The 23,427-nt window shown below is 60.6% G+C and carries 22 protein-coding genes; 11 read left to right on the forward strand and 11 right to left on the reverse strand.

The window, feature by feature from the left end; all coding sequences use genetic code 11:
* Positions 1 to 107: 107 nt before the first annotated feature.
* Entirely contained in the window at positions 108 to 1,103 is a 996-nt protein-coding gene (locus NVB75_RS18155; protein WP_258342654.1) for a hydrolase, read from the forward strand.
* A gap of 120 nt (positions 1,104 to 1,223) precedes the next feature.
* On the opposite strand, the gene NVB75_RS18160 is transcribed toward NVB75_RS18155, so the two are convergent.
* Positions 1,224 to 2,078 carry a sulfurtransferase gene (locus NVB75_RS18160; RefSeq protein ID WP_258342655.1) on the reverse strand — a complete coding sequence of 285 codons (855 nt, stop codon included), beginning with the start codon at positions 2,076 to 2,078 and terminating at the stop codon, positions 1,224 to 1,226.
* Between the two features lie 39 nt (positions 2,079 to 2,117).
* Positions 2,118 to 2,789: a TetR/AcrR family transcriptional regulator gene (locus tag NVB75_RS18165; protein ID WP_258342657.1), complete on the reverse strand. Its 672-nt coding sequence runs from the start codon at positions 2,787 to 2,789 to the stop codon at positions 2,118 to 2,120.
* A gap of 147 nt (positions 2,790 to 2,936) precedes the next feature.
* On the opposite strand from NVB75_RS18165, the gene NVB75_RS18170 reads away from it, so the two are divergent.
* From NVB75_RS18170 to NVB75_RS18190, 5 genes are all read left to right on the forward strand, one after another.
* Positions 2,937 to 4,364, forward strand: coding sequence for a coniferyl aldehyde dehydrogenase (locus NVB75_RS18170; protein ID WP_258342659.1), 1,428 nt, complete (start codon positions 2,937 to 2,939; stop codon positions 4,362 to 4,364).
* 28 nt (positions 4,365 to 4,392) lie between these two features.
* Positions 4,393 to 4,938, forward strand: a complete 546-nt coding sequence (locus NVB75_RS18175; protein ID WP_258342660.1) for a twin-arginine translocation pathway signal protein — start codon at positions 4,393 to 4,395, stop codon at positions 4,936 to 4,938.
* A gap of 33 nt (positions 4,939 to 4,971) precedes the next feature.
* Positions 4,972 to 6,567, forward strand: a complete 1,596-nt coding sequence (locus tag NVB75_RS18180; protein ID WP_177035302.1) for a GMC family oxidoreductase — start codon at positions 4,972 to 4,974, stop codon at positions 6,565 to 6,567.
* Positions 6,568 to 6,681: 114 nt separating this feature from the next.
* Positions 6,682 to 7,161: a pantetheine-phosphate adenylyltransferase gene (gene coaD, locus NVB75_RS18185; RefSeq protein ID WP_049711086.1), complete on the forward strand. Its 480-nt coding sequence runs from the start codon at positions 6,682 to 6,684 to the stop codon at positions 7,159 to 7,161.
* A gap of 263 nt (positions 7,162 to 7,424) precedes the next feature.
* The gene (locus tag NVB75_RS18190; RefSeq protein WP_003213796.1) at positions 7,425 to 7,676 is read left to right on the forward strand and encodes a YfhL family 4Fe-4S dicluster ferredoxin; all 252 of its coding nucleotides are present in this window, start codon (positions 7,425 to 7,427) and stop codon (positions 7,674 to 7,676) included.
* A 133-nt stretch (positions 7,677 to 7,809) separates the two neighbouring features.
* On the opposite strand, the gene mutM is transcribed toward NVB75_RS18190, so the two are convergent.
* Both mutM and NVB75_RS18200 read right to left on the reverse strand, forming a co-directional pair.
* Positions 7,810 to 8,622 carry a bifunctional DNA-formamidopyrimidine glycosylase/DNA-(apurinic or apyrimidinic site) lyase gene (gene mutM, locus NVB75_RS18195; protein WP_258342662.1) on the reverse strand — a complete coding sequence of 271 codons (813 nt, stop codon included), beginning with the start codon at positions 8,620 to 8,622 and terminating at the stop codon, positions 7,810 to 7,812.
* Positions 8,623 to 8,643: 21 nt separating this feature from the next.
* On the reverse strand, positions 8,644 to 9,456 hold the full coding sequence (locus tag NVB75_RS18200) for an HDOD domain-containing protein (RefSeq protein WP_258348671.1): 813 nt from the start codon (positions 9,454 to 9,456) through the stop codon (positions 8,644 to 8,646).
* A 299-nt stretch (positions 9,457 to 9,755) separates the two neighbouring features.
* On the opposite strand from NVB75_RS18200, the gene NVB75_RS18205 reads away from it, so the two are divergent.
* From NVB75_RS18205 to ilvD, 4 genes are all read left to right on the forward strand, one after another.
* Positions 9,756 to 10,952 carry a class I SAM-dependent rRNA methyltransferase gene (locus NVB75_RS18205; protein ID WP_003213799.1) on the forward strand — a complete coding sequence of 399 codons (1,197 nt, stop codon included), beginning with the start codon at positions 9,756 to 9,758 and terminating at the stop codon, positions 10,950 to 10,952.
* A gap of 232 nt (positions 10,953 to 11,184) precedes the next feature.
* A complete protein-coding gene (locus NVB75_RS18210; RefSeq protein WP_258342663.1) occupies positions 11,185 to 12,381 on the forward strand; it encodes an MFS transporter in 1,197 nt (398 codons plus the stop codon).
* Between the two features lie 218 nt (positions 12,382 to 12,599).
* Complete coding sequence (locus NVB75_RS18215) at positions 12,600 to 13,058, forward strand: transposase (RefSeq protein ID WP_178966049.1); 459 nt, start codon at positions 12,600 to 12,602, stop codon at positions 13,056 to 13,058.
* 330 nt (positions 13,059 to 13,388) lie between these two features.
* A complete protein-coding gene (gene ilvD, locus NVB75_RS18220; RefSeq protein WP_017476546.1) occupies positions 13,389 to 15,230 on the forward strand; it encodes a dihydroxy-acid dehydratase in 1,842 nt (613 codons plus the stop codon).
* A gap of 55 nt (positions 15,231 to 15,285) precedes the next feature.
* Here the strand turns inward: ilvD and NVB75_RS18225 are convergent, their stop codons facing one another.
* The 4 genes from NVB75_RS18225 to NVB75_RS18240 all read right to left on the reverse strand — a co-directional run bounded on the left by NVB75_RS18225 (position 15,286) and on the right by NVB75_RS18240 (position 20,612).
* Complete coding sequence (locus NVB75_RS18225) at positions 15,286 to 17,733, reverse strand: TonB-dependent receptor (RefSeq protein WP_258342665.1); 2,448 nt, start codon at positions 17,731 to 17,733, stop codon at positions 15,286 to 15,288.
* A gap of 131 nt (positions 17,734 to 17,864) precedes the next feature.
* On the reverse strand, positions 17,865 to 18,812 hold the full coding sequence (locus tag NVB75_RS18230; protein ID WP_177020250.1) for a FecR family protein: 948 nt from the start codon (positions 18,810 to 18,812) through the stop codon (positions 17,865 to 17,867).
* The gene (locus NVB75_RS18235; RefSeq protein ID WP_177020251.1) at positions 18,809 to 19,342 is read right to left on the reverse strand and encodes an RNA polymerase sigma factor; all 534 of its coding nucleotides are present in this window, start codon (positions 19,340 to 19,342) and stop codon (positions 18,809 to 18,811) included. The genes NVB75_RS18230 and NVB75_RS18235 overlap by 4 nt, the downstream gene beginning before the upstream one ends.
* Positions 19,343 to 19,553: 211 nt before the next feature.
* Positions 19,554 to 20,612 (reverse strand): haloacid dehalogenase-like hydrolase, encoded by a 1,059-nt coding sequence (locus NVB75_RS18240; protein ID WP_256344485.1) that lies wholly within the window; start codon positions 20,610 to 20,612, stop codon positions 19,554 to 19,556.
* 241 nt (positions 20,613 to 20,853) lie between these two features.
* Between NVB75_RS18240 and NVB75_RS18245 the strand changes: the two genes are divergently transcribed.
* Complete coding sequence (locus NVB75_RS18245) at positions 20,854 to 22,245, forward strand: L-cystine transporter (RefSeq protein ID WP_258342668.1); 1,392 nt, start codon at positions 20,854 to 20,856, stop codon at positions 22,243 to 22,245.
* Positions 22,246 to 22,280: 35 nt separating this feature from the next.
* Here NVB75_RS18245 and NVB75_RS18250 read toward each other — a convergent pair whose 3' ends face one another.
* The 3 genes from NVB75_RS18250 to NVB75_RS18260 form a co-directional block, all read right to left on the reverse strand.
* Positions 22,281 to 22,568: a type II toxin-antitoxin system RelE/ParE family toxin gene (locus NVB75_RS18250; protein ID WP_258342669.1), complete on the reverse strand. Its 288-nt coding sequence runs from the start codon at positions 22,566 to 22,568 to the stop codon at positions 22,281 to 22,283.
* Positions 22,558 to 22,797 (reverse strand): type II toxin-antitoxin system RelB/DinJ family antitoxin, encoded by a 240-nt coding sequence (locus NVB75_RS18255; RefSeq protein ID WP_258348672.1) that lies wholly within the window; start codon positions 22,795 to 22,797, stop codon positions 22,558 to 22,560. Before NVB75_RS18255 ends, NVB75_RS18250 begins: the two co-directional genes overlap by 11 nt.
* Before the next feature lie 83 nt (positions 22,798 to 22,880).
* Positions 22,881 to 23,393, reverse strand: coding sequence for a dihydrofolate reductase (locus tag NVB75_RS18260; protein WP_008438965.1), 513 nt, complete (start codon positions 23,391 to 23,393; stop codon positions 22,881 to 22,883).
* Positions 23,394 to 23,427: the final 34 nt, after the last annotated feature.

The raw sequence follows: 23,427 nt of genomic DNA on the forward strand, positions 1-23,427 counted from the left end.
GCGCCCCAGCGGGAGCAAGCTCCCTCGCCACAGCAAGCTCCCTCACCACAGCAAGCTCCCTCGCCACAGGTTGCTTATCCGCTCTGCCACCTGCCGCGAGAATCATCGTGTCAAAAACGTCCGACCGCTTCACCCCCGCCTTCGGCCTCGGCAACCCTCACCTGCAAACGTTGTGGGGACCGCTGTGGCGCAAAACCACTCATATCGAACGCCAGCGCGAACGGCTGTGGCTGGCAGACGGCGACTTTCTCGACCTCGACTGGCACGGGCCCCATGAGGCAACCACCCCGTTGGTGCTGGTCCTGCATGGCCTGACCGGCTCGTCCAACTCGCCTTACGTGGCCGGCCTGCAAAAGGCCCTGGCGGCTCAAGGCTGGGCCAGCGTGGCACTGAACTGGCGTGGCTGTTCCGGCGAACCCAACCTGCTCGCCCGTAGCTACCATTCCGGCGCCAGTGAAGACCTGGCCGAAACCATCGCTCACTTGCGGGCCAAGCGTCCGTTGGCGCCGCTGTATGCGGTGGGTTATTCGCTGGGCGGCAATGTGCTGCTCAAGCACTTGGGTGAAACCGGCGAAGCCTCCGGGCTGCAAGGCGCGGCAGCGGTGTCGGTGCCGTTTCGCCTGGATCAGTGTGCAGATCGCATCGGCCTGGGCTTTTCACGGGTTTATCAGAAGCATTTCATGCGTGAAATGCTGGCCTATATTCGCGTCAAACAAAGCCGTTTTCTAAAGGATGGCCAAGAAGCAGGCCTGAAAACCCTGGCCGATCTGGGCTCGCTGGAAAAGATGCGCACATTCTGGGACTTTGACGGCCGCGTCACCGCACCGTTGCACGGGTTCCTCAGTGCCGAGGACTATTACCGCCGGGCATCCAGCCGCTACTACCTCGGGTCGATTCGCACGCCGACCCTGATCATCCAGGCCGCCGACGATCCCTTCGTGTTCGCCCACAGCCTGCCCGAGGCCAGCGAGTTGTCGGACTGCACCGAGTTCGAACTGCTGGCCAAGGGCGGGCATGTGGGGTTTGTGGATGGCTCGCTGAAACAGCCAACTTACTACCTGGAACGACGAATCCCGGAGTGGCTACTGACACAACGCCGATAAAAATGTGGGAGCGGGCTTGCTCGCGAAGGCGGAGTGTCAGCCAATACATCTGTGCCTGATACACCGCCTTCGCGAGCAAGCCCGCCCCCACACTTTGGATCAGACCGCGTCAGGCAGACCTCAGTCGCCTGTTACAACTTCCCGCTTTGGATCAGTGATCCACTCGCTCCACGACCCCGCGTACAACTTGCCCAACGGATAACCCGCCAGACACAACGCAAACAAGTTGTGGCAAGCCGTCACACCCGAACCGCAGTAAGCCACCAGGTCATCCGGCGAGCGGTCTTGGAGCTTGGCGGCAAAACGTTGCTTGAGCTGGTCCGCCGGCAGGAAACGGCCGTCGCTGCCCAGGTTTTCATTGAACGCTGCACATTGCGCACCGGGGATATGCCCGGCAACCGGGTCGATCGGCTCCACTTCACCGCGAAAACGCGGCTGGGCGCGGGCGTCGATCAGGGTCAGGCCGGGCTGGCCGAGGCGTTTTTGCAGGTGTTCGGCATCCAGTTGCAGGTGGTTGTCCGGCGAGCCGCTGAAGCTACCGGGCTCGGTCACCGGCGCATCCAGGCTCAGGGGGAAGCCCGCCGCGTGCCAGGCTTTCAGGCCGCCATCGAGGATAAACACCCCGTCGCGCTTGCCCAGCCAGGCCAGCAGCCACCAGGCGCGGGCGGCGTAGGCACCGGGGCCGTCATCATACAAAACGATATCGCTGTCGACGTTAACGCCCCAGGCCCGCAGTTGCCGGATAAACGCATCTGCCGCAGGCAGCGGATGGCGACCGGTCACGCCCTTGATTATCGGCCCGCTGAGGTGGCGTTCCAGATCGGCATACTGCGCCCCTTCGATATGCCCTTCGGCGTAGCTGCACAGGCCGTAATCCGGGTCTTCCAGGGCAAAGCGGCAATCGAGGATCACCAGCCCGCCGGACTGCTGGCGCTCGGCCAGTTGCTGGGGGCTGATCAGTTGGGCAAGCGGCATGACTGACTCCTGTGGCTAGGTTAGCGTTCGGGAAACATCCTACTTCACTTCTTCCAGCGCCTGATTCAACGGCACGTAAAACTCTTTGAACAGAGCATCCACCGCGTCCTTGGCTTTTGGGGTGATAAACCCGGCTTCCAGCACCAGCACCTGGTACACACCGCGCTTGATCGCCTCGGCGCTCAGGTGCGTGGATTTTTCATTGGTGGTGCACAGGAAGCGCACCCATGAGGTGAGGATGATCCAGGCGTTGAGGGTCAGGGCTTCGGTTTGTATCGGGTCCATGTTCAGGATGCCGGCATCGACAAAACCCTGATAGATGGCCGCACCCTGGATCAGGCAGCGCTGGGAAAACCGCCGGTAGCCGGTGGCCAGCTCCGGGTCGCTTTCCAGCAGGTGTTCGAGGTCACGGTGCAAGAAGCGGTAGCGCCACATGCCGGCGAGCACCGCCTGAAGGTAGAAGCGTTTGTCTTCCACGGTCACTGCGCGGCCCTGGGGCGGGCGCAGGAAACTGTCCACCAACGCTTCGTACTCGCGAAACAGCACGGCGATAATCGCCTGCTTGTTGGGGAAGTGGTAGTACAGGTTGCCCGGGGAAATTTCCATATGGGCGGCGATATGGTTGGTGCTGACACTGCGCTCGCCCTGCTGGTTAAACAGCTCCAGGCTGGTTTGCACAATGCGCTCGCTGGTCTTGACTCGTGGTGCCATGGGAAATCAACTTCTAGACCCGTGATGACGGCATCTTACGGACTATCCTTGTTCGGATAAATCGGCATGTACGTGCAATGTTATTTGACAATTTAGAGTAATGACTCTAAAAACTGAAGCATTCCAATAACAATCGGGAACTTCGCCATGTCTGCCAACGTTGCCTACCTGCAAGATTCCCAGGCGCTGGATCAGCTCCAGGTCCTGTTTGACGCTCAGCGCCAAGCCTACGCGGCCAACCCGATGCCGCCCGCCGCCCAGCGCCAGCAATGGCTCAAGGCCTTGCGCGAGCTGCTGAGCGATGAGCGCCAGGCGTTGATCAACGCCATCAGCCGTGATTTCAGCCATCGCAGCGCCGACGAAACCCTGTTCGCCGAACTGATGCCCAGCCTGCATGGCATTCACTACGCCAGCAAACACCTCAAAGGCTGGATGAAACCTTCCCGTCGCGCTGTAGGCATCGCCTTCCAGCCCGCGTCGGCCAAGGTCATCTATCAACCGCTGGGCGTGGTCGGGGTGATCGTGCCCTGGAACTATCCGCTGTACCTGGCCATCGGCCCTTTGGTGGGCGCGTTGGCGGCCGGCAACCGGGTGATGCTCAAGCTCAGTGAATCCACCCCCGCCACCGGCCAGTTGCTCAAGGCACTGCTGGCGAAGATCTTCCCCGAAGACCTGGTGTGCGTGGTGCTCGGTGAAGCGGAAGTCGGCATGGCGTTTTCCAAGTTGCGCTTCGATCACCTGCTGTTCACCGGCGCCACCAGCATCGGCAAGCACGTGATGCGCGCGGCGGCCGAACACCTGACGCCGGTCACCCTGGAACTGGGCGGCAAGTCACCGGCGATTGTTTCCGCCGACGTGCCGCTCAAGGACGCCGCCGAACGCATCGCCTTCGGCAAGGCGCTGAATGCCGGGCAAACCTGCGTGGCGCCGGACTACGTGCTGGTGCCGGAAGACCGTGTGGACGGTTTCGTCGAGGCCTACAGCAAGGCGGTTCGCGGGTTCTATCCTACCCTGGCCGATAATCCGGACTACACCGCGATCATCAACGAACGACAACTGGCCCGGCTCAACGGCTACGTGAAAGACGCCACCGACAAGGGCGCCACCTTGGTCCCGCTGTACGACCAGGGCCAGGACCGGCGTATGGCCCACAGCCTGCTGCTGAATGTCAGCGACGACATGACGGTGATGCAGGACGAAATCTTCGGCCCGGTGCTGCCGATCGTGCCGTATCGCGGCCTCGACCAGGCGTTCGCCTACATCAATCAGCGCCCTCGCCCACTGGCGCTGTATTACTTCGGCTACAACAAGGCCGAACAGAACCGCGTACTGCACGAGACCCATTCCGGCGGCGTGTGCTTGAACGACACCTTGCTGCATGTGGCCCAGGACGACATGCCCTTCGGCGGCATCGGGCCGTCGGGCATGGGCCATTACCACGGCCATGAAGGCTTCCTGACCTTCAGCAAGGCCAAGGGTGTGTTGATCAAGCAACGCCTGAATGCAGCCAAATTGATTTACCCGCCCTATGGCAAATCCATCCAGAAGTTGATCCAGAAGCTGTTCGTCCGCTAACAAACCCATCATCGGGATAACAATAAGAATGAACCCAAGCCTGACTGAATCACCCGCGCTGTCACGGCGCGGCGTCTTGAAACTCGGCCTGTGCGCCAGCGCCTTCCTGGCCACCGCCGGGCTGGGCGCCAGCCTCAGCGGCTGCTCCAGCAGCACCCCGGCCAGCGGCTTTGCGATGTTGCGCAGCAGCGACCTGCCGTTTTTGCGAGCGGTGATCCCGGTGCTGCTGGAGGGCGTGGCCAGCGCCGAGGTGGTGGTGGCGGGCATCGACGACACCCTGAAAAAGCTCGACTTCAGCCTGCAACACCTGTCGCCGGAGATGTTCAAGCTGACCCAGCAACTGTTCGACGTCTTGGGCATGGCCATCACCCGTGGGCCCTTGACCGGCGTGTGGGGCAGTTGGGAAAACGCCAGCGCCGAGCAGATCCGCAACTTCCTGCACCGCTGGGAAAACAGCTACCTGAACCTGCTGCGCATGGGCCAGGGCTCGTTGCTCAAACTGGTGATCATGGCCTGGTATTTCCGCCCCGAGTCCTGGGCGCATTGCGGCTACCCCGGCCCTCCGAAAATCTGATTCGCATCCCGATAAAAACAAGAGACGACCCTGATGCCCGTACCTGATCTGTTCCGCGATGGCATGGCCCGCGGCTGGAAAACCCACAATGGCGCCGCCCTCGACCAGGACCTGACCCTGGAAGCCGACGTCGCAATCATCGGCAGCGGCGCCGGCGGCGGCACCACCGCCGAAATCCTCAGCGCCGCCGGCTACAAGGTGCTGTTGATCGAAGAAGGCCCGCTGAAAACCAGCAACGACTTCAAGCTGCTGGAGGACGAGGCCTACGCCACCCTGTACCAGGAAGGCATCGGGCGCATGAGCAAGGACGGCGCCATCACCATCCTGCAGGGCCGCGCGGTCGGCGGCACCACGCTGATCAACTGGACCTCCAGTTTCCGCACCCCGGACCCGACCCTCGCCCATTGGGCCAGCGAGTACGCGGTCAAGGGCCATAGCAGCGCCGAGATGGCGCCCTGGTTTGAAAAAATGGAACAACGCCTGGGCATCGCGCCCTGGGCGATGCCGCCGAACGCCAACAATGACGTGATCCGCAAAGGCTGCGAAAAACTGGGCTACAGCTGGCACGTGATCCCGCGCAATGTGCGCGGCTGTTTCAACCTGGGGTATTGCGGCATGGGTTGTCCGGTCAACGCCAAGCAATCAATGCTGGTAACGACCATTCCGTCCACCCTGGAGAAAGGCGGCGAACTGCTGTACCTGGCCCGCGCCGAACGCCTGAAGTTCAGCGGCGACACCATCACCAGCCTCGAATGCGTGGCCATGGACCAGTATTGCGTGGCTCCCACAGGCCGCAAAATCACGGTCAAAGCCAAGCACTACGTACTGGCCGGCGGCGGCATCAACAGCCCGGCGCTGCTGCTTCGTTCCGATGCGCCCGACCCGCACTCGCGCCTGGGCAAGCGGACATTTTTGCATCTGGTGAATTTTTCCGCCGGGCTGTTCGACGAGGTAATCAACCCGTTCTACGGGGCGCCGCAGTCGATCTATTCCGACCACTTCCAATGGCAGGACGGCACTACCGGCAAAATGTCCTACAAGCTCGAAGTGCCGCCGCTGCATCCGGGCCTCGCCAGTACTTTGCTCGGCGGCTATGGCACCCAGAACGCCCTGGATATGGGCCAACTGCCGAAAACTCACGCAATGCTTGCCCTGTTGCGCGACGGTTTCCACCCCGACAGCCCGGGCGGCACAGTCGAATTGCGCGGCGATGGCACCCCAGTGCTCGATTATCAGGTCTCGCCCTACGCCTGGGATGGCCTGCGCCGGGCGTTCCACAGCATGGCGGAGATTCAGTTCGCCGGCGGCGCCAAGTCGGTCATGCCGCTGCACGGGGATGCACGCTACGTGAACACATTGGCCGAAGCCCGCAGCATGATTGACGGTTTGAACCTTGAATTGCATCGTACGCGGCTCGGCAGCGCGCACGTGATGGGCGGTTGCGCCATGGGTGAAGAACCGAAAAATGCCGTGGCCGACAGCCTTGGGCGCCATCACCAACTGCGCAACTTATCGATCCACGATGGCTCGCTATTCCCTACCAGCATTGGGGCTAACCCGCAGTTATCGGTGTATGGATTGACCGCGCAACTGGCGACAGCGCTGGCCGAACGTCTGAAAACGGCCTGAAAAAACCGGGTATTCGCGGTGTCTATAGTGCTTTCTTCTGAATAAGTTGACTTGGCCGACCGGGATGGCTGCGATACCATCCGGTTCCCCAACGGACTCCGCCAGGACGACGCGATGAACCGAGTGTTGTACCCAGGTACCTTCGACCCAATCACCAAGGGCCATGGCGATCTGGTCGAACGCGCCTCGCGCTTGTTCGACCATGTGATTATCGCGGTCGCTGCCAGCCCCAAGAAAAACCCGCTGTTTCCCCTGGAACAGCGCGTGGAGCTGGCCCGTGAGGTCACCAAGCATCTGCCCAACGTTGAAGTGGTCGGCTTTGCCACCCTGCTGGCGCACTTTGCCAAGGAGCAGAACGCGAATGTGTTCCTGCGCGGCCTGCGAGCGGTGTCGGACTTCGAATACGAATTTCAGCTGGCCAACATGAACCGCCAACTGGCGCCGGACGTGGAAAGCCTGTTTCTTACGCCGTCGGAACGTTATTCGTTCATTTCCTCGACGTTGGTCCGGGAAATCGCGGCGTTGGGCGGAGATATCACCAAGTTTGTGCACCCGGCTGTGGCGGATGCGCTGACGTTGCGCTTCAAGAAGTAATTCTGGTCTTTGGGCTTATTGTGGCGAGGGGCTTGTCTGTGGCGAGGAGGCTTGTCCCCCGTTGGGCTGCGAAGCAGCCCCAATAAAGACGCCGCGTAGTTTCAGGTAAAACCCAATCGCCTGATTCGGGGCCGCTTCGCGCCCCAACGGGGGACAAGCCCCCTCACCACAGACAAGCCCCCTCGCCACAGGGGCGCCAATGCGGCACAATTGCGCGCATTAGTTTTCAGATGCCTTGGCTGACAGCCCTGGCAGGAGTTTCCATGTCCCTGATCATCACCGACGATTGCATCAACTGCGACGTCTGCGAACCCGAGTGCCCGAACGCTGCCATTTCACAGGGTGAAGAGATCTACGTGATCGACCCCAACCTGTGCACCCAGTGTGTCGGCCACTACGATGAACCTCAGTGCCAGCAGGTCTGCCCGGTGGATTGCATTCCGCTGGACGAGGCTCATCCGGAGACGGAAGAGCAACTGATGGAGAAGTACCGGCTGATTACCGGCAAGGCCTAAGTCCCTTGGCGATTCGTTAGGCCCCTTCGCGAGCAAGCCCGCTCCCACATTCGACTGCATTCCAAAGGTGGAACTCGAACGAATGTGGCAGCGGGCTTGCTCGCGAAGAGGCCATCAGCAGCACCACAAATTCTCAGCTCTGACACTTCGGGCAAAACACACTTGCCCGCTGCCCCAGCGTCACACTGCGCAATTCGGTCCCACAGACCTTGCACGCCTCGCCACCACGGCCATAGACGAACAATTCCTGCTGGAAATACCCCGGCAGTCCGTCGCCACCGATAAAGTCCCGCAACGTGGTGCCGCCGCGCTCGATGGCCGCCGCCAGGATGCGTTTGATCTCGATCGCCAGCTTCAGGTAACGCCCACGGGAAATGCCCTTGGCTTCCCGGCGCGGATCAATCCCGGCAGCAAACAGCGCTTCCGTCGCATAGATATTGCCCACGCCCACCACCACCGCGTTATCCATGATGAACGGCTTAACCGCCATCGAACGTCCACGGGACAGCTGGAACAACCGCTCGCCGTCAAACAGGTCGGTCAACGGCTCCGGCCCCAGGCGGATCAGCAGTTCATGGTTCAGCGGGTCGAGGCTCCAGAGCATCGCGCCAAAGCGTCGCGGGTCGGTGTAGCGCAAGGCCAGGCCCGACTCCAGCTCGATATCCACATGCTCATGCTTGGCCGCCGAGCTGCCGGCCTCCACCAGGCGCAGGTTGCCCGACATGCCCAAATGGCTGATCAGGGTGCCGACTTCAGCATTGATCAACAGGTACTTGGCCCGCCGTTCCACCAGCACGATCCGTTGCCCGGACAGCCGCACATCCAGGTCTTCCGGGATCGGCCAGCGCAGGCGCCGCTCACGCACCACCACACGGCTGACCCGCTGGCCTTCCAGATGCGGCGCAATTCCGCGCCGGGTGGTTTCGACTTCCGGTAACTCGGGCATGTTTACCTCTTGGAGAAAGGGTTAGTGCGCGCCCAGCTCGCGGATCGACAACTTCAAGCTCTCGAAGTCGTAGTCCGACAGGCCGACATGGTCCAGCACCAGCGGGCCGATGGCGTTCCACTCATGGTCATCCACCTGGTTGCCCAGCACGCGGTAGGACGCGCAAATGTGCTCGGCCATTTTCAGGATCGCCAGCAGGTTTTTCAGCTGCGGCTTGTGGTTGGACTCGTCGCTGAAAATCGCCAGGGCATTGTGGTGGTTGGCGATGGCGTCGGTCACATGTTCCGGCAGGCGCCAGGATTTGGCGGTGTAGTAACCCACCACGGCATGGTTGGTGTTGAACGCCTGGTTCTCGGTGTCGACCACGCGGCATTCCGGGCCGGCGTTGGCGTAGGCCTCTTCCAGCACGCTCATGTAGTTCGGGAAACGCTTGAGCATCAGCGGCACGCCGCAATCGTGGAACAGCCCCAATGCATAGGCTTCATCGACCGTCTGGCTGCCGGTGCGCTTGGCCAGGGCCAGGCAGGTCATGGCCACATCCTGGGCGGTGTCCCAGAAACGGTTGAGGGTGACGATGGTGTCGTCGCTCATCTCGCCCTTGATCGACTGCGCGTTGATCAGGTTGACGATGGAGCGGCTACCCAGCAGGTTCACCGCGCGCTGGATCGAGACGATCTTGTTGCTCAGCCCGTAATACGGCGAGTTGACGATCTTCAGCAGCGAGCCGGAGAGGCCCGGGTCCTGGGCGATCAGCCGGGCGATCACTTCCAGGTCCGGATCGGGCATGTACTGCTCCATCTGCAAATCCACCATGATTTGCGGTTGAGGCGGCACGCTGATGCCTTGGAGGCTCTGTTGGATCTGTTCGGCGGATAGCTCTTGGGACATAGGGGGCACACTCTGGACTAGGCGGCGATTCTAACCTTTATGGCAACCGGGCTGACACCTCAAAAACCCGAACTGAAACCGGATCAAATGTGGGAGCGGGCTTGCTCGCGAAAGCGGTGTGTCAGCCACCGAATGGGTTTACTGATCCTCCGCTTTCGCGAGCAAGCCCGCTCCCACATGTCCGGCGGCGCCGCCAAGTACCGCACAACACGGTATACTCCCGCTCTTTTTTCCGGAGCGACGTCATGTCCCTGCCAAGCCTGCGTCTCAAAGCCAACGCCGATCGTCGTTTGCGCAACGGCCACCTGTGGGTCTACAGCAACGAAATCGATGTGGCCGCCACACCTCTTCACGGCTTCCAGGCAGGCGACCAGGCGATCCTGGAAGCAGCCGGCGGCAAGACCCTCGGCATCGTGGCCATGAGCCCGAACAACCTGATCTGCGCCCGCCTGCTGTCCCGCGACATCAAGCTGCCGCTGGACAAATCGCTGCTGGTGCACCGCATCAACGTGGCCCTGTCCCTGCGTGACCGCCTGTTCGACAAGCCGTTCTACCGCCTGGTGTACGGCGATTCCGACCTGTTGCCGGGCCTGGTGGTCGACCGTTTCGGCGACATCCTGGTGGTGCAGATCGCTTCGGCGACCATGGAAGCCCACAAGGAAGACGTGATCGCCGCACTGACCCAAGTGCTCAAGCCAAGCGGCATCCTGTTCAAGAACGACTCCGCCGCGCGTGATGCCGAAGGCCTCAACCGCTACGTCGAAACCGTATTCGGCCTGGTGCCGGAGTGGGTGGCCCTGGAAGAAAACGGCGTGAAGTTCGAAGCGCCAGTGATTCAAGGCCAGAAAACCGGCTGGTTCTACGACCACCGCATGAACCGCGCCCGCCTGGCCCCGTATGCCAAAGGCAAGCGCGTACTCGACCTGTACAGCTACATCGGCGGCTGGGGTGTGCAAGCCGCAGCCTTCGGCGCCAGTGAAGTGTTCTGCGTCGACGCCTCCGCCTTCGCCCTCGACGGCGTGGAGCGCAACGCGGCACTGAACGGCGTTGCCGAGAAGATGACCTGCATCGAAGGCGACGTGTTCGAAGCCCTTAAAGAGCTGAAAGCCAGCGAAGAGCGTTTCGACGTGATCGTGGCCGACCCGCCGGCCTTCATCAAGCGCAAGAAAGACATGAAGAACGGCGAAGGCGCCTACCGCCGCCTGAACGAGCAAGCCATGCGCCTGCTCAGCAAGGACGGCATCCTGGTCAGCGCGTCGTGCTCGATGCACTTGCCGGAAGACGACCTGCAAAACATCCTGCTGACCAGCGCCCGTCACCTGGACCGCAATATCCAGATGCTGGAACGCGGCGGCCAGGGCCCGGACCACCCGGTGCACCCGGCGATTGCCGAGACTCGGTATATCAAGAGCATTACTTGCCGGTTGTTGCCGAACAGCTAACGCCCAATTGAAACCGAATCAACTGTAGGAGCGAGCTTGCTCGCGAAAGACGAATAGACAACACGGGCTACCTGATAGCGCTGCGTTATCGTTGACGTTCTTCGCGAGCAAGCTCGCTCCTACAGCGGCCACACACACCATCATGGGCTTGGCCTCCCACAACACTTTTGATTGAATTCCCCGTTTCGCAGACTAGTATCGGTTTCTGGTTTTACTCCGGAAAATAAAAACAATGTCTGAGTCCTCTTATTCGCCACCCCATGGCGACGTAAAACGCCAACAACGCTCACGCTTCATCCTCATCACCTGCATCTCGCTGATCAGCTTCTTCCCGATCAATATCCTGCTGCCCTCCTTTCCAGCCCTGGCCGCGAAGTTCGATACCTCAACTGCTGAGGTCGCCTTATCCATCAGCCTGTTCACTCTGGTTTTTGCGATTTCCCAACTGATCGCCGGCCCGCTTTCAGATAAATTCGGGCGCAAGGAAGTGCTGCTGGGGTGCATCGTGGTTTCCACCCTAGGCTCGATCGGCTGCGCACTGGCGGCGAATTACCCGAGTTTCCTGCTGTTTCGCGCCGTCCAGGCCATCGGCTGTGGCTTTTTTGTGCTCGGCCATGCGCTGGTTGAAGACCTTTTCGAAGAGCAGGATCGCGCCCGCATCCGCATCTACTACATGACCCTGAGCGGATCGTTCGTTGCGCTGTCGCCGCTGCTCGGCTCCTGGCTGCAAACCACATTTGATTGGCAGGGCAGCTTTTATGGATTTGCGGTGATGGCGCTGGGCATGTTTATCCATGCCTGGCTGATATTGCCGTCCAAGGCGGCCAGCCCTGAAAGAGCCCCTGTTTCGATCATCGCCACGCTGAAATCCATCGCAAGCAACCGGGACTTCATCCGTTACTGGTGGATCGCCGCGTTGGTATTCGCGTGCTACTTCGCCTTGATCAGCGTGACACCGCTGATTTTCATGGATGAGTTGAAGCTGTCCGAATACCAGTACGCGGTAGTGCTGATGGTGTATGGCGTTGCCTACCTGCTGGGCGGCGTTGCAGCAACTGCACTGCAGAAACATATCTCCCTCACGCGACAAATCAACCTCGGGCTGGGCCTGCTGGGGATCGCAGGCGTATTGCTGGCGCTGGTGATCAGCTATGAAGCCATGACCACCACCACCCTGCTGATCCCGATGCTGATCAGCGCCCTGGCCGTGACCCTGGTTCGCCCCGCCGCGATTTCCGCGGCTATGTTGCTGTTCTCCAGCAGCGCCGGCACCGCCGCCTCGGCCGGCAACAGCATCATGTTCATCACCGCCGCCGTCAGCAGCGCCGCGCTCGCCCAAGCCGGAGACAACTTGCTGATGACCATCGCCATCAGCTTCATCGTGTTCAGCGTTTGGGGAGTGGTGACGAACATCAGAGTCGGACGCTAACGCTCTCCCACTCCCACTCCCACTGTAGGAGCGAGCTTGCTCGCGAAGAACATATAGGCGACACGGGCCACCTGATAGCGCTGCGTTATCGTTGACGTTCTTCGCGAGCAAGCTCGCTCCTACAGAAGGCATGACATATTCAGAACCAGTGTTTAAACGCCAATAGACACTGTTGCCTCCTACCGTCTCTCTTCTACCCACACGAAGAGGACGAAGGAATGTCCACCCAGCAAAACGCCCATCGGCTGCGCACAGGCCGCTATTCGGAATCCGGCCGCATTTACCTGCTCACCGCCGTCACCCATCAACGACAGCTGGTCTTCCAGGACTGGCGCATTGGTCGCCTGCTTGTTCGCGAATTCAGAAAGGCTCAGGACGACGGCGAGGCGACCTCACTGGCCTGGGTCGTGATGCCGGACCATTTCCATTGGCTGGTGGAATTGCACAACGGCGATTTGCCGAGACTGATGCGGATTACCAAGTCGCGAAGTGCCCACGCCATTAACAAAGCGAGGAGTTGCCACGGGACACTTTGGCAAAAGGGCTACTTTGATCGGGCGCTGCGCCGGGAAGATGACCTGAAAGCAACAGCTCGATACATCGTCGCCAATCCATTAAGAGCAGGGCTGGTTGAGCGTATCGGCGACTATCCACTCTGGGACGCCATGTGGCTGTGAAATACGCAACCCTGTAGGAGCGAGCTTGCTCGCGAAAAACCAACAGACGACACGGACCACCTGATAGCGCTGCGTTACCGTTGACGTTTTTCGCGAGCAAGCTCGCTCCTACAGGTAGACGGCCATTCCCTCCGGCCGCCAGCGGTGTAGAATCGGACCTATTCATCGCCAGTCATCCCCCGGCGGGTTTATGAGCTCGAGGCCCAAGCAAGCGGCGATCCCGCGACGCGAGTGGCAACTTCCGGACACACGGCCATTTATCGGGTGTTCCAGTCGTCAATTAGAAGCTCACTCCCCTTTAGTACTTGATTAGCCGCCCGGAGTGCTCCAATGCCTGATTACCGCTCGAAAACATCCACCCACGGCCGCAACATGGCCGGCGCCCGCGCACTGTGGCGCGCCACGGGGATGAAAGATGACGACTTCAAGAAGCCGATCATCGCGATTGCCAACTCGTTCACCCAGTTCGTACCCGGCCACGTCCACCTCAAGGACCTGGGCCAACTGGTCGCCCGCGAGATCGAACGCGCCGGCGGCGTGGCAAAAGAATTCAACACCATCGCCGTGGATGACGGCATCGCCATGGGCCATGACGGCATGCTGTATTCCCTGCCGAGCCGCGAGATCATCGCCGACTCCGTGGAATACATGGTCAACGCCCACTGCGCCGACGCCATCGTGTGCATCTCCAACTGCGACAAGATCACCCCCGGCATGCTGATGGCCGCTCTGCGCCTGAACATCCCGGTGATCTTCGTCTCCGGCGGCCCGATGGAAGCCGGCAAGACCAAGCTCGCCTCCCACGGCCTCGACCTGGTGGATGCCATGGTCATCGCCGCCGATTCCAGCGCTTCTGACGAGAAGGTCGCGGAATACGAGCGCAGCGCCTGCCCTACCTGCGGTTCGTGCTCCGGCATGTTCACCGCCAACTCGATGAACTGCCTGGTGGAAGCCTTAGGGCTCGCCTTGCCGGGCAACGGCTCGACACTGGCCACCCACAGCGACCGCGAGCAGCTGTTCCTGCAGGCCGGCCGCACCATCGTCGAGCTGTGCAAGCGCTACTACACCGAGAACGATGAGTCGGTGTTGCCGCGCAACATCGCCAACTTCAAGGCGTTCGAAAACGCCATGACCCTGGACATCGCCATGGGCGGTTCCACCAACACCATCCTGCACTTGCTGGCCGCCGCGCAAGAAGCCGAGATCGACTTCGACCTGCGGGACATCGATCGTCTGTCGCGCCACGTGCCGCAACTGTGCAAAGTCGCGCCAAACATCCAGAAGTACCACATGGAAGATGTGCACCGTGCCGGCGGGATCTTCTCGATCCTCGGCTCCCTGGCCCGTGGCGGCTTGCTGCACACCGACCTGCCGACCGTGCACAGCAAATCATTGGCCGAAGGCATCGCCAAGTGGGACATCACCCAGACCACCGACGAAGCCGTGCATCACTTCTTCAAGGCAGGCCCGGCCGGCATCCCGACGCAGACCGCGTTCAGCCAGTCGACCCGTTGGGAAACCCTCGACGACGACCGTGAAAACGGCTGCATCCGCAGTGTTGAGCATGCCTATTCGAAAGAAGGCGGCCTGGCCGTGCTGTACGGCAACATCGCCCTCGATGGCTGCGTCGTGAAAACCGCCGGTGTCGACGAATCGATCCACGTGTTCGAAGGCCGCGCCAAGATCTACGAAAGCCAGGACAGCTCTGTACGCGGCATCCTCGCTGACGAAGTGAAGGAAGGCGACATCGTCATCATCCGTTACGAAGGCCCGAAAGGCGGCCCGGGCATGCAAGAGATGCTCTACCCGACGTCGTACCTGAAATCCAAAGGCCTGGGCAAAGCCTGCGCCTTGCTCACCGACGGCCGCTTCTCCGGCGGTACCTCGGGCCTGTCCATCGGCCACGCTTCGCCGGAAGCCGCTGCGGGCGGTGCCATCGGCCTGGTGCAGGATGGCGACAAGGTGCTGATCGACATTCCGAACCGTTCGATCAACCTGTTGATCAGCGATGAAGAACTGGCGGCACGCCGGGTTGAGCAGGACAAGAAGGGTTGGAAACCGGTTGAGAAGCGTCCGCGCAAAGTCACTACCGCGTTGAAGGCTTACGCCCTGCTGGCCACCAGTGCCGACAAAGGTGCTGTGCGTAACAAGGCGATGCTTGACGGTCTGTAAACCTCGCCCATAAAAATGCCCCGCCATGTGCGGGGCATTTTTTTGCCTGGTTGAATCAGAACTGCGGCGTATAGGTCATGGTGAACATCACATTACGCGGATCGCCATAGTAGTTGCTGCCCCAGGTCGCGTTGTACGCAGGGATGTAGTACTTCTTGTCGAACATATTGTTCAGGTTCGCCGCCACGGTGAATTCCTGATTGATTTTGTAGGCCACCCGCGAATCCCAGAGGGCGTTGCCCGGCACACTGAAGTTGCGGTCATAGGATTCAGTGCTGCTTTGCGCGGTAACGCCGGCGCCGACGCTGACTTTCTCCCAGTCACCCGGCAACTGGTAATCACCCCACACCTTGAGCAGGTGCTTCGGGGTCCAGGTGCTGAAGATCTTGCCTTCGTAAGTATTGTCCTTGAGGAACTTGGTGGTGTTGTAGGTGTAACTGGATGCCAGTTGCAGACCAGGCAGCACCTCACCGCTCAAGGTGGCTTCAAAGCCCTGGCTGCGGACCTTGCCCGACGCGACCGAGCAGTACCAGCCACCACAATTCATCGGCCCTTGCAGGTCCTGCACGCCACGGTTTTCCTGGTCGTAGCGGAAGATCGCAAACGAGGTATTGAGACGACCATCGGCCAATTCACCTTTGAGGCCCAGTTCGTAATTCTTGCCCTCGATAGGCTTGAGCATGCTGCCGGACGTAGTCAGGTTGGTCTGGGGTTCGAATGCATCGGCATAGCTGGCGTAGGCCGACCATTGGTCATTGAGGGCATACACCAGGCCTGCGTACGGCGTGACCCGGCCAGTGGTCTGGGTGGTGCTTTGAGTAGGGGCGTCGTACACACCCTGGAAACCGCTTTGGTCGATATAGGAAAAGTCATACCAACTGGTACGGGCGCCAACGATCAGGGTCAGCGGGTCCAGCAACTGGACGCGCCAAGTGCCGTAGATGCCTTTCTGGCGAATGTCATACCAGTTCTTTGACCCGGAGCCGTCCTGGAATAATTGATATTTGTCGCGCTGCACACGGTTGTGGTCGATGTTGAAGATATCCGCACCGTCGGTGGCATCCCGGGCGTACAGGTCGTGGGTCGTAAGCTTCGAGTAGTTGGCGCCCAGCACGAGTTCCTGGCGGAACCCAAGGGTCTCGAACTTGGCGTTGACGTAGACGTCCACCCCACGGCTCTTGTTGTTGAAGTCGGTGACCCAGTCCACATAACGCACGTTGCCGGTGCTGCCCGGATTGGGGATCTCGTCCCACGTCGCCTGATAAGTGGCGTCGTTGTGTTCATCCATGGCCACCACGGCGGCTTTCAGTTTCCAGTCGTCGTTGAAGCGATGTTCCAGGTCGGCGAACACTTGGGTCTGGTTGTTGACGCTACGGTTCCAGCTGGCACCGACAAAGGTCGAGCGCGCAAGGCCGATGTCGCTGCCATTGGCATAACGCGGCAAAGACATGAAGTTCGGGCGAGAGTGACCTTTCTGGTTGCTGATGCCCACGCCGACGGTAGTGTCGGGGGTGAAGTCGTAGTCGACGGCGGCATACACCGTCTGGTTCCAGCTGCCGGCGTAGTCGACAAACGAGTGGGTGGTGTCGTAATCCGCCACAAAGCGGCCGCGCAACGTGCCCTCGGCGTTCAGCGGGCCGCCGGCATCGACTTGGGTGCCATAGTGGTCCCAGGAGCCTGCCTTGGCGGTGATGGTGACTGTCGGCGCCTCCTGGCCGCGCTTGCGCACCAGGTTCATGGTGCCACCGGGGCTGTTGGCGCCCTGTAGCAAGGCGGCTGGGCCGCGCAGCGTCTCTACACGGTCGTAGATCGCCATGTTTTCAGTGAGGTAGCTGCCCAGCGCGTAGGTGTTACGCGGGATGCCAACACCGTCGTATTGCAGGGTGCCCACTTCGAAGCCACGGGAAAAGATGAACATGCCGGGGCCGGGTGATTTGGTCGCCGTCAGGCCCGGGGTGCGCTTGACCACTTCGGAGAGCTTGGTGGTGTTCTGGTCATCCATCTGCTTGCGGGTCATGACGCTGACCGATTGCGGGATATCCTTGAGTTTCTGCTCACCCTTGCCGATGGTCACCGCGCCGGTGGTGTAGGAGCCGGTGCCTTCGGTTGTCGTCCCAAGCTGCTCGGCGCTGATGGTGGTTGCGCCCACTTCAAGGGCTGTGCCTGATGCCACACGCTTTTCCAGGGTCACGGTATCGGCGTTGATAAAGGCCGCACTCAAACCCGTTCCCGCGAGCAACCGCGCCAGAGCGTCCCGTTGCCCCAGGCTGCCACTGACGCCGGGCGATGCCACACCTTGGGTCAACTCACTGGGCACCAACACCTGAACCCGCGTCACCGCCGAAAACGCCGCCAATGCGCCATCCAGGCTTTGTCCCGGAATATCGAAGCGGTAGGTCTGGGCCTGAGTGGTCTCGGCGGCCTGCAGAGACAATGGCGCAGTGCCGCAAGCCAAGGAAATGGCCAGCGCCAGCAAGGGCCGTGCGGCGAATCGGTGTGCCATGGGTGATGCTCCCCGGTGCAAAAATCAGTGAACGGGCGCGGCACTACTTGAGAGTGCTTACTATTTACGCCTCAGTGATCAAGGACGATGGCTTGGGGAGAAACCCTGAAAGATTTTTGAAAAAGATTCGCCTAGGACGCTTTGCCTTCGCGCAACACCAGCAAATACGGGGTGTAATGCTCGGCACGCAGGTTGAGGGTGTATTCCAGGGCCTTGATGACCGCGTCAGGTTTATCGATCTCGAATACGCCGGACACCACGCGATCGCGCAATGCATCGCCAAACACCAGGGTCTTGCCCGGCCAGTAGCGATTCAGTTCGGCCACCACTTCAGACAGTGGCTGCTGGCGAAACACCAGTTGCCGCTGGCGCCAGGCAAACCCGCTGGCAGGGTCGAACGCGTGGACTGCGGCCAAGCGTTGATCCTGATACTCCACCGCTCGCCCCGGCTCCAGGTACACCGGCTCACCCACGCCGGAGCTGACCTGAACCTTGCCCTGGGCGACTTGCACCTGAGTCTGCGCATCGCGGCGAGCAACGCTGAACTGCGTACCCACTACCTTCACCCAACCGTCACCGGACTGCACCACGAAAGGCCGCGATGGATCCTTGGTCACGCTGAAAAATCCTTCGCCCCGCAACAGGCGAACCTGGCGTTCACCGGCGCTCATGCGGATCTGCACAGCGCTGTCGGTGTTGAGTTGCAGCTGCGAGCCGTCCGCCAGTTCCACGGTGCGCGACTCGCCGGTGCCGGTGGCGTAGTCAGCCCGCAGGCGATCCAGCCATGGCGTGTTCTGCAGCGTCAGGCCGACGGCCAGCAACATAGCGGCAGCACAGGCCCAACGGCGCGCCGGCTTGCGCCAGGCCGCTTGCTCGGCCCGACGAATCACCCGCGCTGGCTCGCGCAGGCCACCCAGCATCGCCTGGACTTCCTGCCACGCATCATCCTGGGCGGCACCCTGCCCGAGCCATGCGGAAAACGCTTCGATTTCAGCCGCCGTGACGTCTTCAGCCTGAAGACGGAAATACCAGCCGGACGCTTCGGCAAACAACTCGTCGGCAGTGGGTGCGGCGCTCATGACCGGCGTCCTTGTTCATCACAGGCCAGTCGCGCCTTGATAAAGGCACGGCATTCGATCAAGGCCCGACGCAATTGGTATTCCACACTGCGCGGGGTGATCGACAGGCGTTCGCCAATCTCGCGGTAGGAAAGTTCGTCGACATGATAAAGCAGGAAGATCTGCCGAGTCGCTTCGGGCAGCGCCAGGATCGCGTCCTGCATCAGTTGCTCCTGTTGATAGGCAGCCAATTGCTCGTCGGCACTTGGGTTGCTGCAGGGCAGTTCTTCGCTGGGTTCGCCGGCATCCAGGCGCTCGCGGCGGATGGCCTGGCGCTGGTGGTCGCGCACCAGGTTACTGGCGATGGTGAAGAGGAAGGCCGGGAGGTTGTCGATCTTCTCGCCGGAGTCCAGCCGGGCCAGGCGCAGGAACGATTCCTGGGTCAGGTCGGCGGCCACCTGGGCACTGCCGGTGCGGCGGGTGACGAAGGCTTCGAGGGCCTTCTTCTGCTCCGCGAACAGGCGCGCGATCTGCGAATTCCAGGAGAGCACAGCACTACCTTGAGAAGAACGGGATGTTCAGGAAGTGCGCACGCTAGCAGAGGATGAGATTGGTTCGCAATTGATATCTATTTTTGCTGGGGTTTTGCAGTGCTGCCGACGGCCTCATCGCGGGCAAGCCCGGCTCCCACATGGACCGAGTTGCCTGAGCGAACTCGGTCCATGTGGGAGCTGGCTTGCCTGCGATGGCCGCGCCTCGGTCTTACTGAATCTCGTCCGGCTTGACGATCACCCAGTTTTTATCCGCCGTCACCGGCAACCCTTCCTTGGCCTGGGCCGCAGCGTGCTTGGCCATCATGCCGTTGAGCTGGGTCATGTATTTGTCTTTACGGTTGATCCACAGGTGGATGCCGCCCTTGGCCACGTCCACGTCATGGAACAGCATGTAGCCGTCACTGGTCGGCGTGTCGCCACCGACGATCACCGGTTTTTTCCACTCGTCGATGTAGGTCAGGATCGCCGCGTGCTTGCCGGCCATCCAGGTGGCAGGGGTCCACAGGTACGGGGTCAGTTCCAGGCCGAGGTTGGCCTTCTCGTCATACTTGCCGGCAGCAATCTGTTTGCGGGCGGTGGTCAGCTCGCCGGTCTTGCGGTCCTTGAGCAAGGTGGTCACGCCGATGACGTTCTCGGGTTTGACGTTGTAGCCGTACTTCGGATCAGCCGCGACCATGCGCACCAGTTCCTCGGACGCGGCGGTCATCACGTAGACCTCAATGCCGTTTTCCATCAGCTTGTTGAACAGCTCAGCCTGGCCGGTGAATACCTTCGGCGGCTGCACTTCCATGTTCTTGACCACGTCACCTTCGTAATAGGTGACCGGCACCGGCTTGCCCGACGCCATCATCTCGTCGACGTAGCCCTTGAGTTCCTTGAGGGTGAAGCCGGAGAAAATCTGCGCGACCCACGGGTAGCAGACCATGTCGTCGACTTCGCAGAGGCGGTAGTAGTAACTGAACAGGCTTTCCTTGTGGTCAGCAGTGTCTTTGAACGGGATCAGCTTCAGGGAAGGGTCCATGGTGTCGCGGGTAATCAGGCCCTTGTTTTCCAGGTACGGCAGCAATGACTCTTCAAGGTCGTAGCGATAACTGGTGTTGTCCATGTCGAACACCGCGAAGTTGCCCTTGTTGGCATTGGCGGCAATCATCGTGTCCAGTTGCTTCGCGGCAGCCGCCGGCCAGTGTTTCAACTCGGTGGCGGCAAAGGCCTGGCTCGCGAGGCCCAGGCACAGCGCGGCGGCAAACAGTTTCGGCGCTAGCTTCATGTGCGTTTTCTCCCTGAGTGAAAGACATCGACGCTAACAAATCTGTATGACAGTTATCGCCCGAGCGCGACCGCTTTCGTCGTGATCGCGCCAACACCATACGCCTGGGCGTCACCCGCTTATTCCAAAAACGACAGTCACCATGCGATAACGTTATTAAATCAATATATTTCAAGCTGTTAGGCTTGCCGGTTCGCAATCGCAGGCTCCTGCGATTGGCTGCCTTCTCAACGGAGCTTCAATGAATCTGCCCCTGATTCTCAACTTACTGGTGTTCGTGGCCCTGTTGCTGGGCCTGGCACAAACCCGTCGAACCAACTGGAGCCTCGCCAAGAAGGTGTTGTTTGCGTTGGTACTCGGCGTGATCTTCGGTGTGGTGCTGCACGCGATCCACGGTGCCGGCAACCCGGTACTCAAGGCCTCGATCGGCTGGTTCGACCTGGTCGGCAACGGTTACGTGCAGTTGCTGCAAATGATCGTGATCCCGCTGGTGTTCGCCTCGATCCTCAGCGCCGTGGCCCGCCTGCATAACGCCTCGTCCCTGGGCAAGATCAGCTTCCTGACCATCGGCACGCTGCTGTTCACCACCGCGATTGCGGCGCTGATCGGTATCGGCCTGACTAACCTGTTCGGGCTCACCGCCGAAGGTCTGGTGGCCGGCACCCAGGAAATGGCGCGCCTGCAAGTGATCCAGAGTGATTACGCGGGCAAGGTCGCCGACCTGAATATCCCGCAACTGCTGCTGTCGTTCATCCCGCAGAACCCGTTCGCCGACCTGGCTCGGGCCAAGCCGACGTCGATTATCAGCGTGGTGATCTTCGCTGCATTCCTTGGGGTTGCCGCGCTGCAACTGCTCAAGGATGACGTGGAAAAGGGCCAGAAAGTCCTCAACGCCATCGACACCCTGCAAGCTTGGGTGATGCGCCTGGTGCGCCTGGTGATGAAGCTGACCCCGTACGGCGTATTGGCGTTGATGACCAAAGTGGTCGCCAGCTCCAACCTGCAAGACATCATCAAGCTCGGCAGTTTTGTGGTGGTGTCGTACCTGGCCCTGGGCCTGATGTTTGTGGTGCACGGCCTGCTGCTGTCCCTGGCCGGGATCAACCCGCTGCGGTTCTTCCGCAAGGTCTGGCCGGTGCTGACGTTTGCCTTCACCAGCCGCTCCAGCGCCGCCAGCATCCCGCTGAGCATTGAGGCTCAGACCCGTCGTCTGGGGATTCCGCAGTCCATCGCCGGCTTTGCCGCCTCGTTTGGCGCGACGATTGGCCAGAACGGTTGCGCGGGTCTTTACCCGGCGATGCTGGCGGTGATGGTTGCGCCGACCGTGGGTATCAACCCGCTGGACCCGCTGTGGATCGCAACACTGGTGGCGATTGTGACCTTGAGTTCCGCCGGTGTGGCGGGCGTGGGCGGCGGTGCGACGTTTGCCGCGCTCATCGTGCTGCCGGCGATGGGCTTGCCCGTGTCACTGGTGGCGCTGCTGATTTCGGTTGAGCCGCTGATCGACATGGGCCGTACGGCATTGAACGTGAACGGTTCGATGACGGCCGGGGCGATTACCAGCCAGATCATGCAGCAGACGGATAAAGAGTTGTTGAATGCGGATGAGCATGCGGAGTTGGCGCAGGCTTAACCGATTCTACTGCTTGGCAGGGAGTTCGCTCCCTGCTAACTCAAGCGCTCGGTAGCTTTACGATATACCTCGTCGCGCTCACGCTTATCGACAGCCACCACAAATACCATGACCTCCTGATCAATCACCTGATAGACCAACCGGTAACCGCTGCTACGCAGCTTGATTTTGTAGCAGTCGGGCAAACCATGCAGCCGGTTAGCTTCAATACGTGGATGGGTCAGGATCTCAACCAGCTTTTTCTTGAGCTGTTGACGTACGGTATCCCCAAGCTTGCGCCATTCCTTTAGCGCTCGTGCATCAAACTCAAGGTTATAGGTCATCCAGTGAGACCTTCACTCGCTGGGGAGCAGCCAGCCGTTCCCGAACTGTAGCCAACAAGGCTTCATCGTCCTCGGTCATCAGAACAGGCTTGAACGGTAATTGCCCGCGCTCAGCCACATATTGCAGGGCTTGGCGCATCAATTCGGAAGGGGTGACACCCAACTTTTCCAGCTCGTGATAAGCGCGAGCTTTAAGGTCGTCGTCGATACGGATGTTTATAGAGGCCATCATGCGACCCTCACTGTAATGACATTGGTCATTACAGTGGCGCAAGAAATGCTCTTTTGCAAGCCAGATTTGTCGCAGACGCGTCAGGCCTTTTCCCAAACCTCAAAGTTATACGCCGGCTTGTCCCCCTCAGCCGCATTCTCGACATTCGACACCAGCTTCCACTGGTTCAAATCAAACTCGGGAAACCACGCATCGCCGTCCGGGCTCAATGCAACCCGCGTCAAATACAGGCGATCCGCCTGCTCCAGCCCCTGGGCATACAACTGCGCGCCGCCGATCAGCATCAGCTCATCCACGCCCTGCGCCTTGGCCCATTCCTCAGCCCGCTCCACGGCCGCGTCCAGTGACGGAAAAACTTCCGCACCTTCCAGCGCCAAGTCGGTCTGACGGCTGACCACTATGTTCAAGCGGCCCGGCAACGGTCGACCCAGGGAATCCCAGGTCTTGCGCCCCATGATGATCGGCTTGCCCAAGGTGGTGGCCTTGAAATATTTGAAATCCCCCGGCAAATGCCAGGGCATGCTGTTGTCGACGCCGATCACACGGTTTTCACCGAGGGCTGCGATCAGGCTTAAAGGGAGAGTTTTTTTCATGGCGACGAGAATACCAGAGCCGCGCGCGGCATAC

Source organism: Pseudomonas sp. CBS (assembly GCF_024734645.1).
Lineage (GTDB): Bacteria > Pseudomonadota > Gammaproteobacteria > Pseudomonadales > Pseudomonadaceae > Aquipseudomonas.

Excerpts from the sequence above, each read along its gene's own strand:
- NVB75_RS18165 (WP_258342657.1), bottom strand. The coding sequence starts at position 2,789 with ATGGCACCACGAGTCAAGACCAGCGAGCGCATTGTGCAAACCAGCCTG.
- NVB75_RS18180 (WP_177035302.1), top strand. The coding sequence starts at position 4,972 with ATGCCCGTACCTGATCTGTTCCGCGATGGCATGGCCCGCGGCTGGAAA.
- NVB75_RS18230 (WP_177020250.1), bottom strand. The coding sequence starts at position 18,812 with ATGAGCGCCGCACCCACTGCCGACGAGTTGTTTGCCGAAGCGTCCGGC.
- NVB75_RS18210 (WP_258342663.1), top strand. The coding sequence starts at position 11,185 with ATGTCTGAGTCCTCTTATTCGCCACCCCATGGCGACGTAAAACGCCAA.
- NVB75_RS18175 (WP_258342660.1), top strand. The coding sequence starts at position 4,393 with ATGAACCCAAGCCTGACTGAATCACCCGCGCTGTCACGGCGCGGCGTC.
- ilvD (WP_017476546.1), top strand. The coding sequence starts at position 13,389 with ATGCCTGATTACCGCTCGAAAACATCCACCCACGGCCGCAACATGGCC.
- NVB75_RS18170 (WP_258342659.1), top strand. The coding sequence starts at position 2,937 with ATGTCTGCCAACGTTGCCTACCTGCAAGATTCCCAGGCGCTGGATCAG.
- NVB75_RS18225 (WP_258342665.1), bottom strand. The coding sequence starts at position 17,733 with ATGGCACACCGATTCGCCGCACGGCCCTTGCTGGCGCTGGCCATTTCC.
- NVB75_RS18240 (WP_256344485.1), bottom strand. The coding sequence starts at position 20,612 with ATGAAGCTAGCGCCGAAACTGTTTGCCGCCGCGCTGTGCCTGGGCCTC.
- NVB75_RS18255 (WP_258348672.1), bottom strand. The coding sequence starts at position 22,797 with ATGGCCTCTATAAACATCCGTATCGACGACGACCTTAAAGCTCGCGCT.
- coaD (WP_049711086.1), top strand. The coding sequence starts at position 6,682 with ATGAACCGAGTGTTGTACCCAGGTACCTTCGACCCAATCACCAAGGGC.
- NVB75_RS18160 (WP_258342655.1), bottom strand. The coding sequence starts at position 2,078 with ATGCCGCTTGCCCAACTGATCAGCCCCCAGCAACTGGCCGAGCGCCAG.
- NVB75_RS18205 (WP_003213799.1), top strand. The coding sequence starts at position 9,756 with ATGTCCCTGCCAAGCCTGCGTCTCAAAGCCAACGCCGATCGTCGTTTG.
- NVB75_RS18190 (WP_003213796.1), top strand. The coding sequence starts at position 7,425 with ATGTCCCTGATCATCACCGACGATTGCATCAACTGCGACGTCTGCGAA.
- NVB75_RS18260 (WP_008438965.1), bottom strand. The coding sequence starts at position 23,393 with ATGAAAAAAACTCTCCCTTTAAGCCTGATCGCAGCCCTCGGTGAAAAC.
- NVB75_RS18215 (WP_178966049.1), top strand. The coding sequence starts at position 12,600 with ATGTCCACCCAGCAAAACGCCCATCGGCTGCGCACAGGCCGCTATTCG.
- NVB75_RS18250 (WP_258342669.1), bottom strand. The coding sequence starts at position 22,568 with ATGACCTATAACCTTGAGTTTGATGCACGAGCGCTAAAGGAATGGCGC.
- NVB75_RS18245 (WP_258342668.1), top strand. The coding sequence starts at position 20,854 with ATGAATCTGCCCCTGATTCTCAACTTACTGGTGTTCGTGGCCCTGTTG.
- mutM (WP_258342662.1), bottom strand. The coding sequence starts at position 8,622 with ATGCCCGAGTTACCGGAAGTCGAAACCACCCGGCGCGGAATTGCGCCG.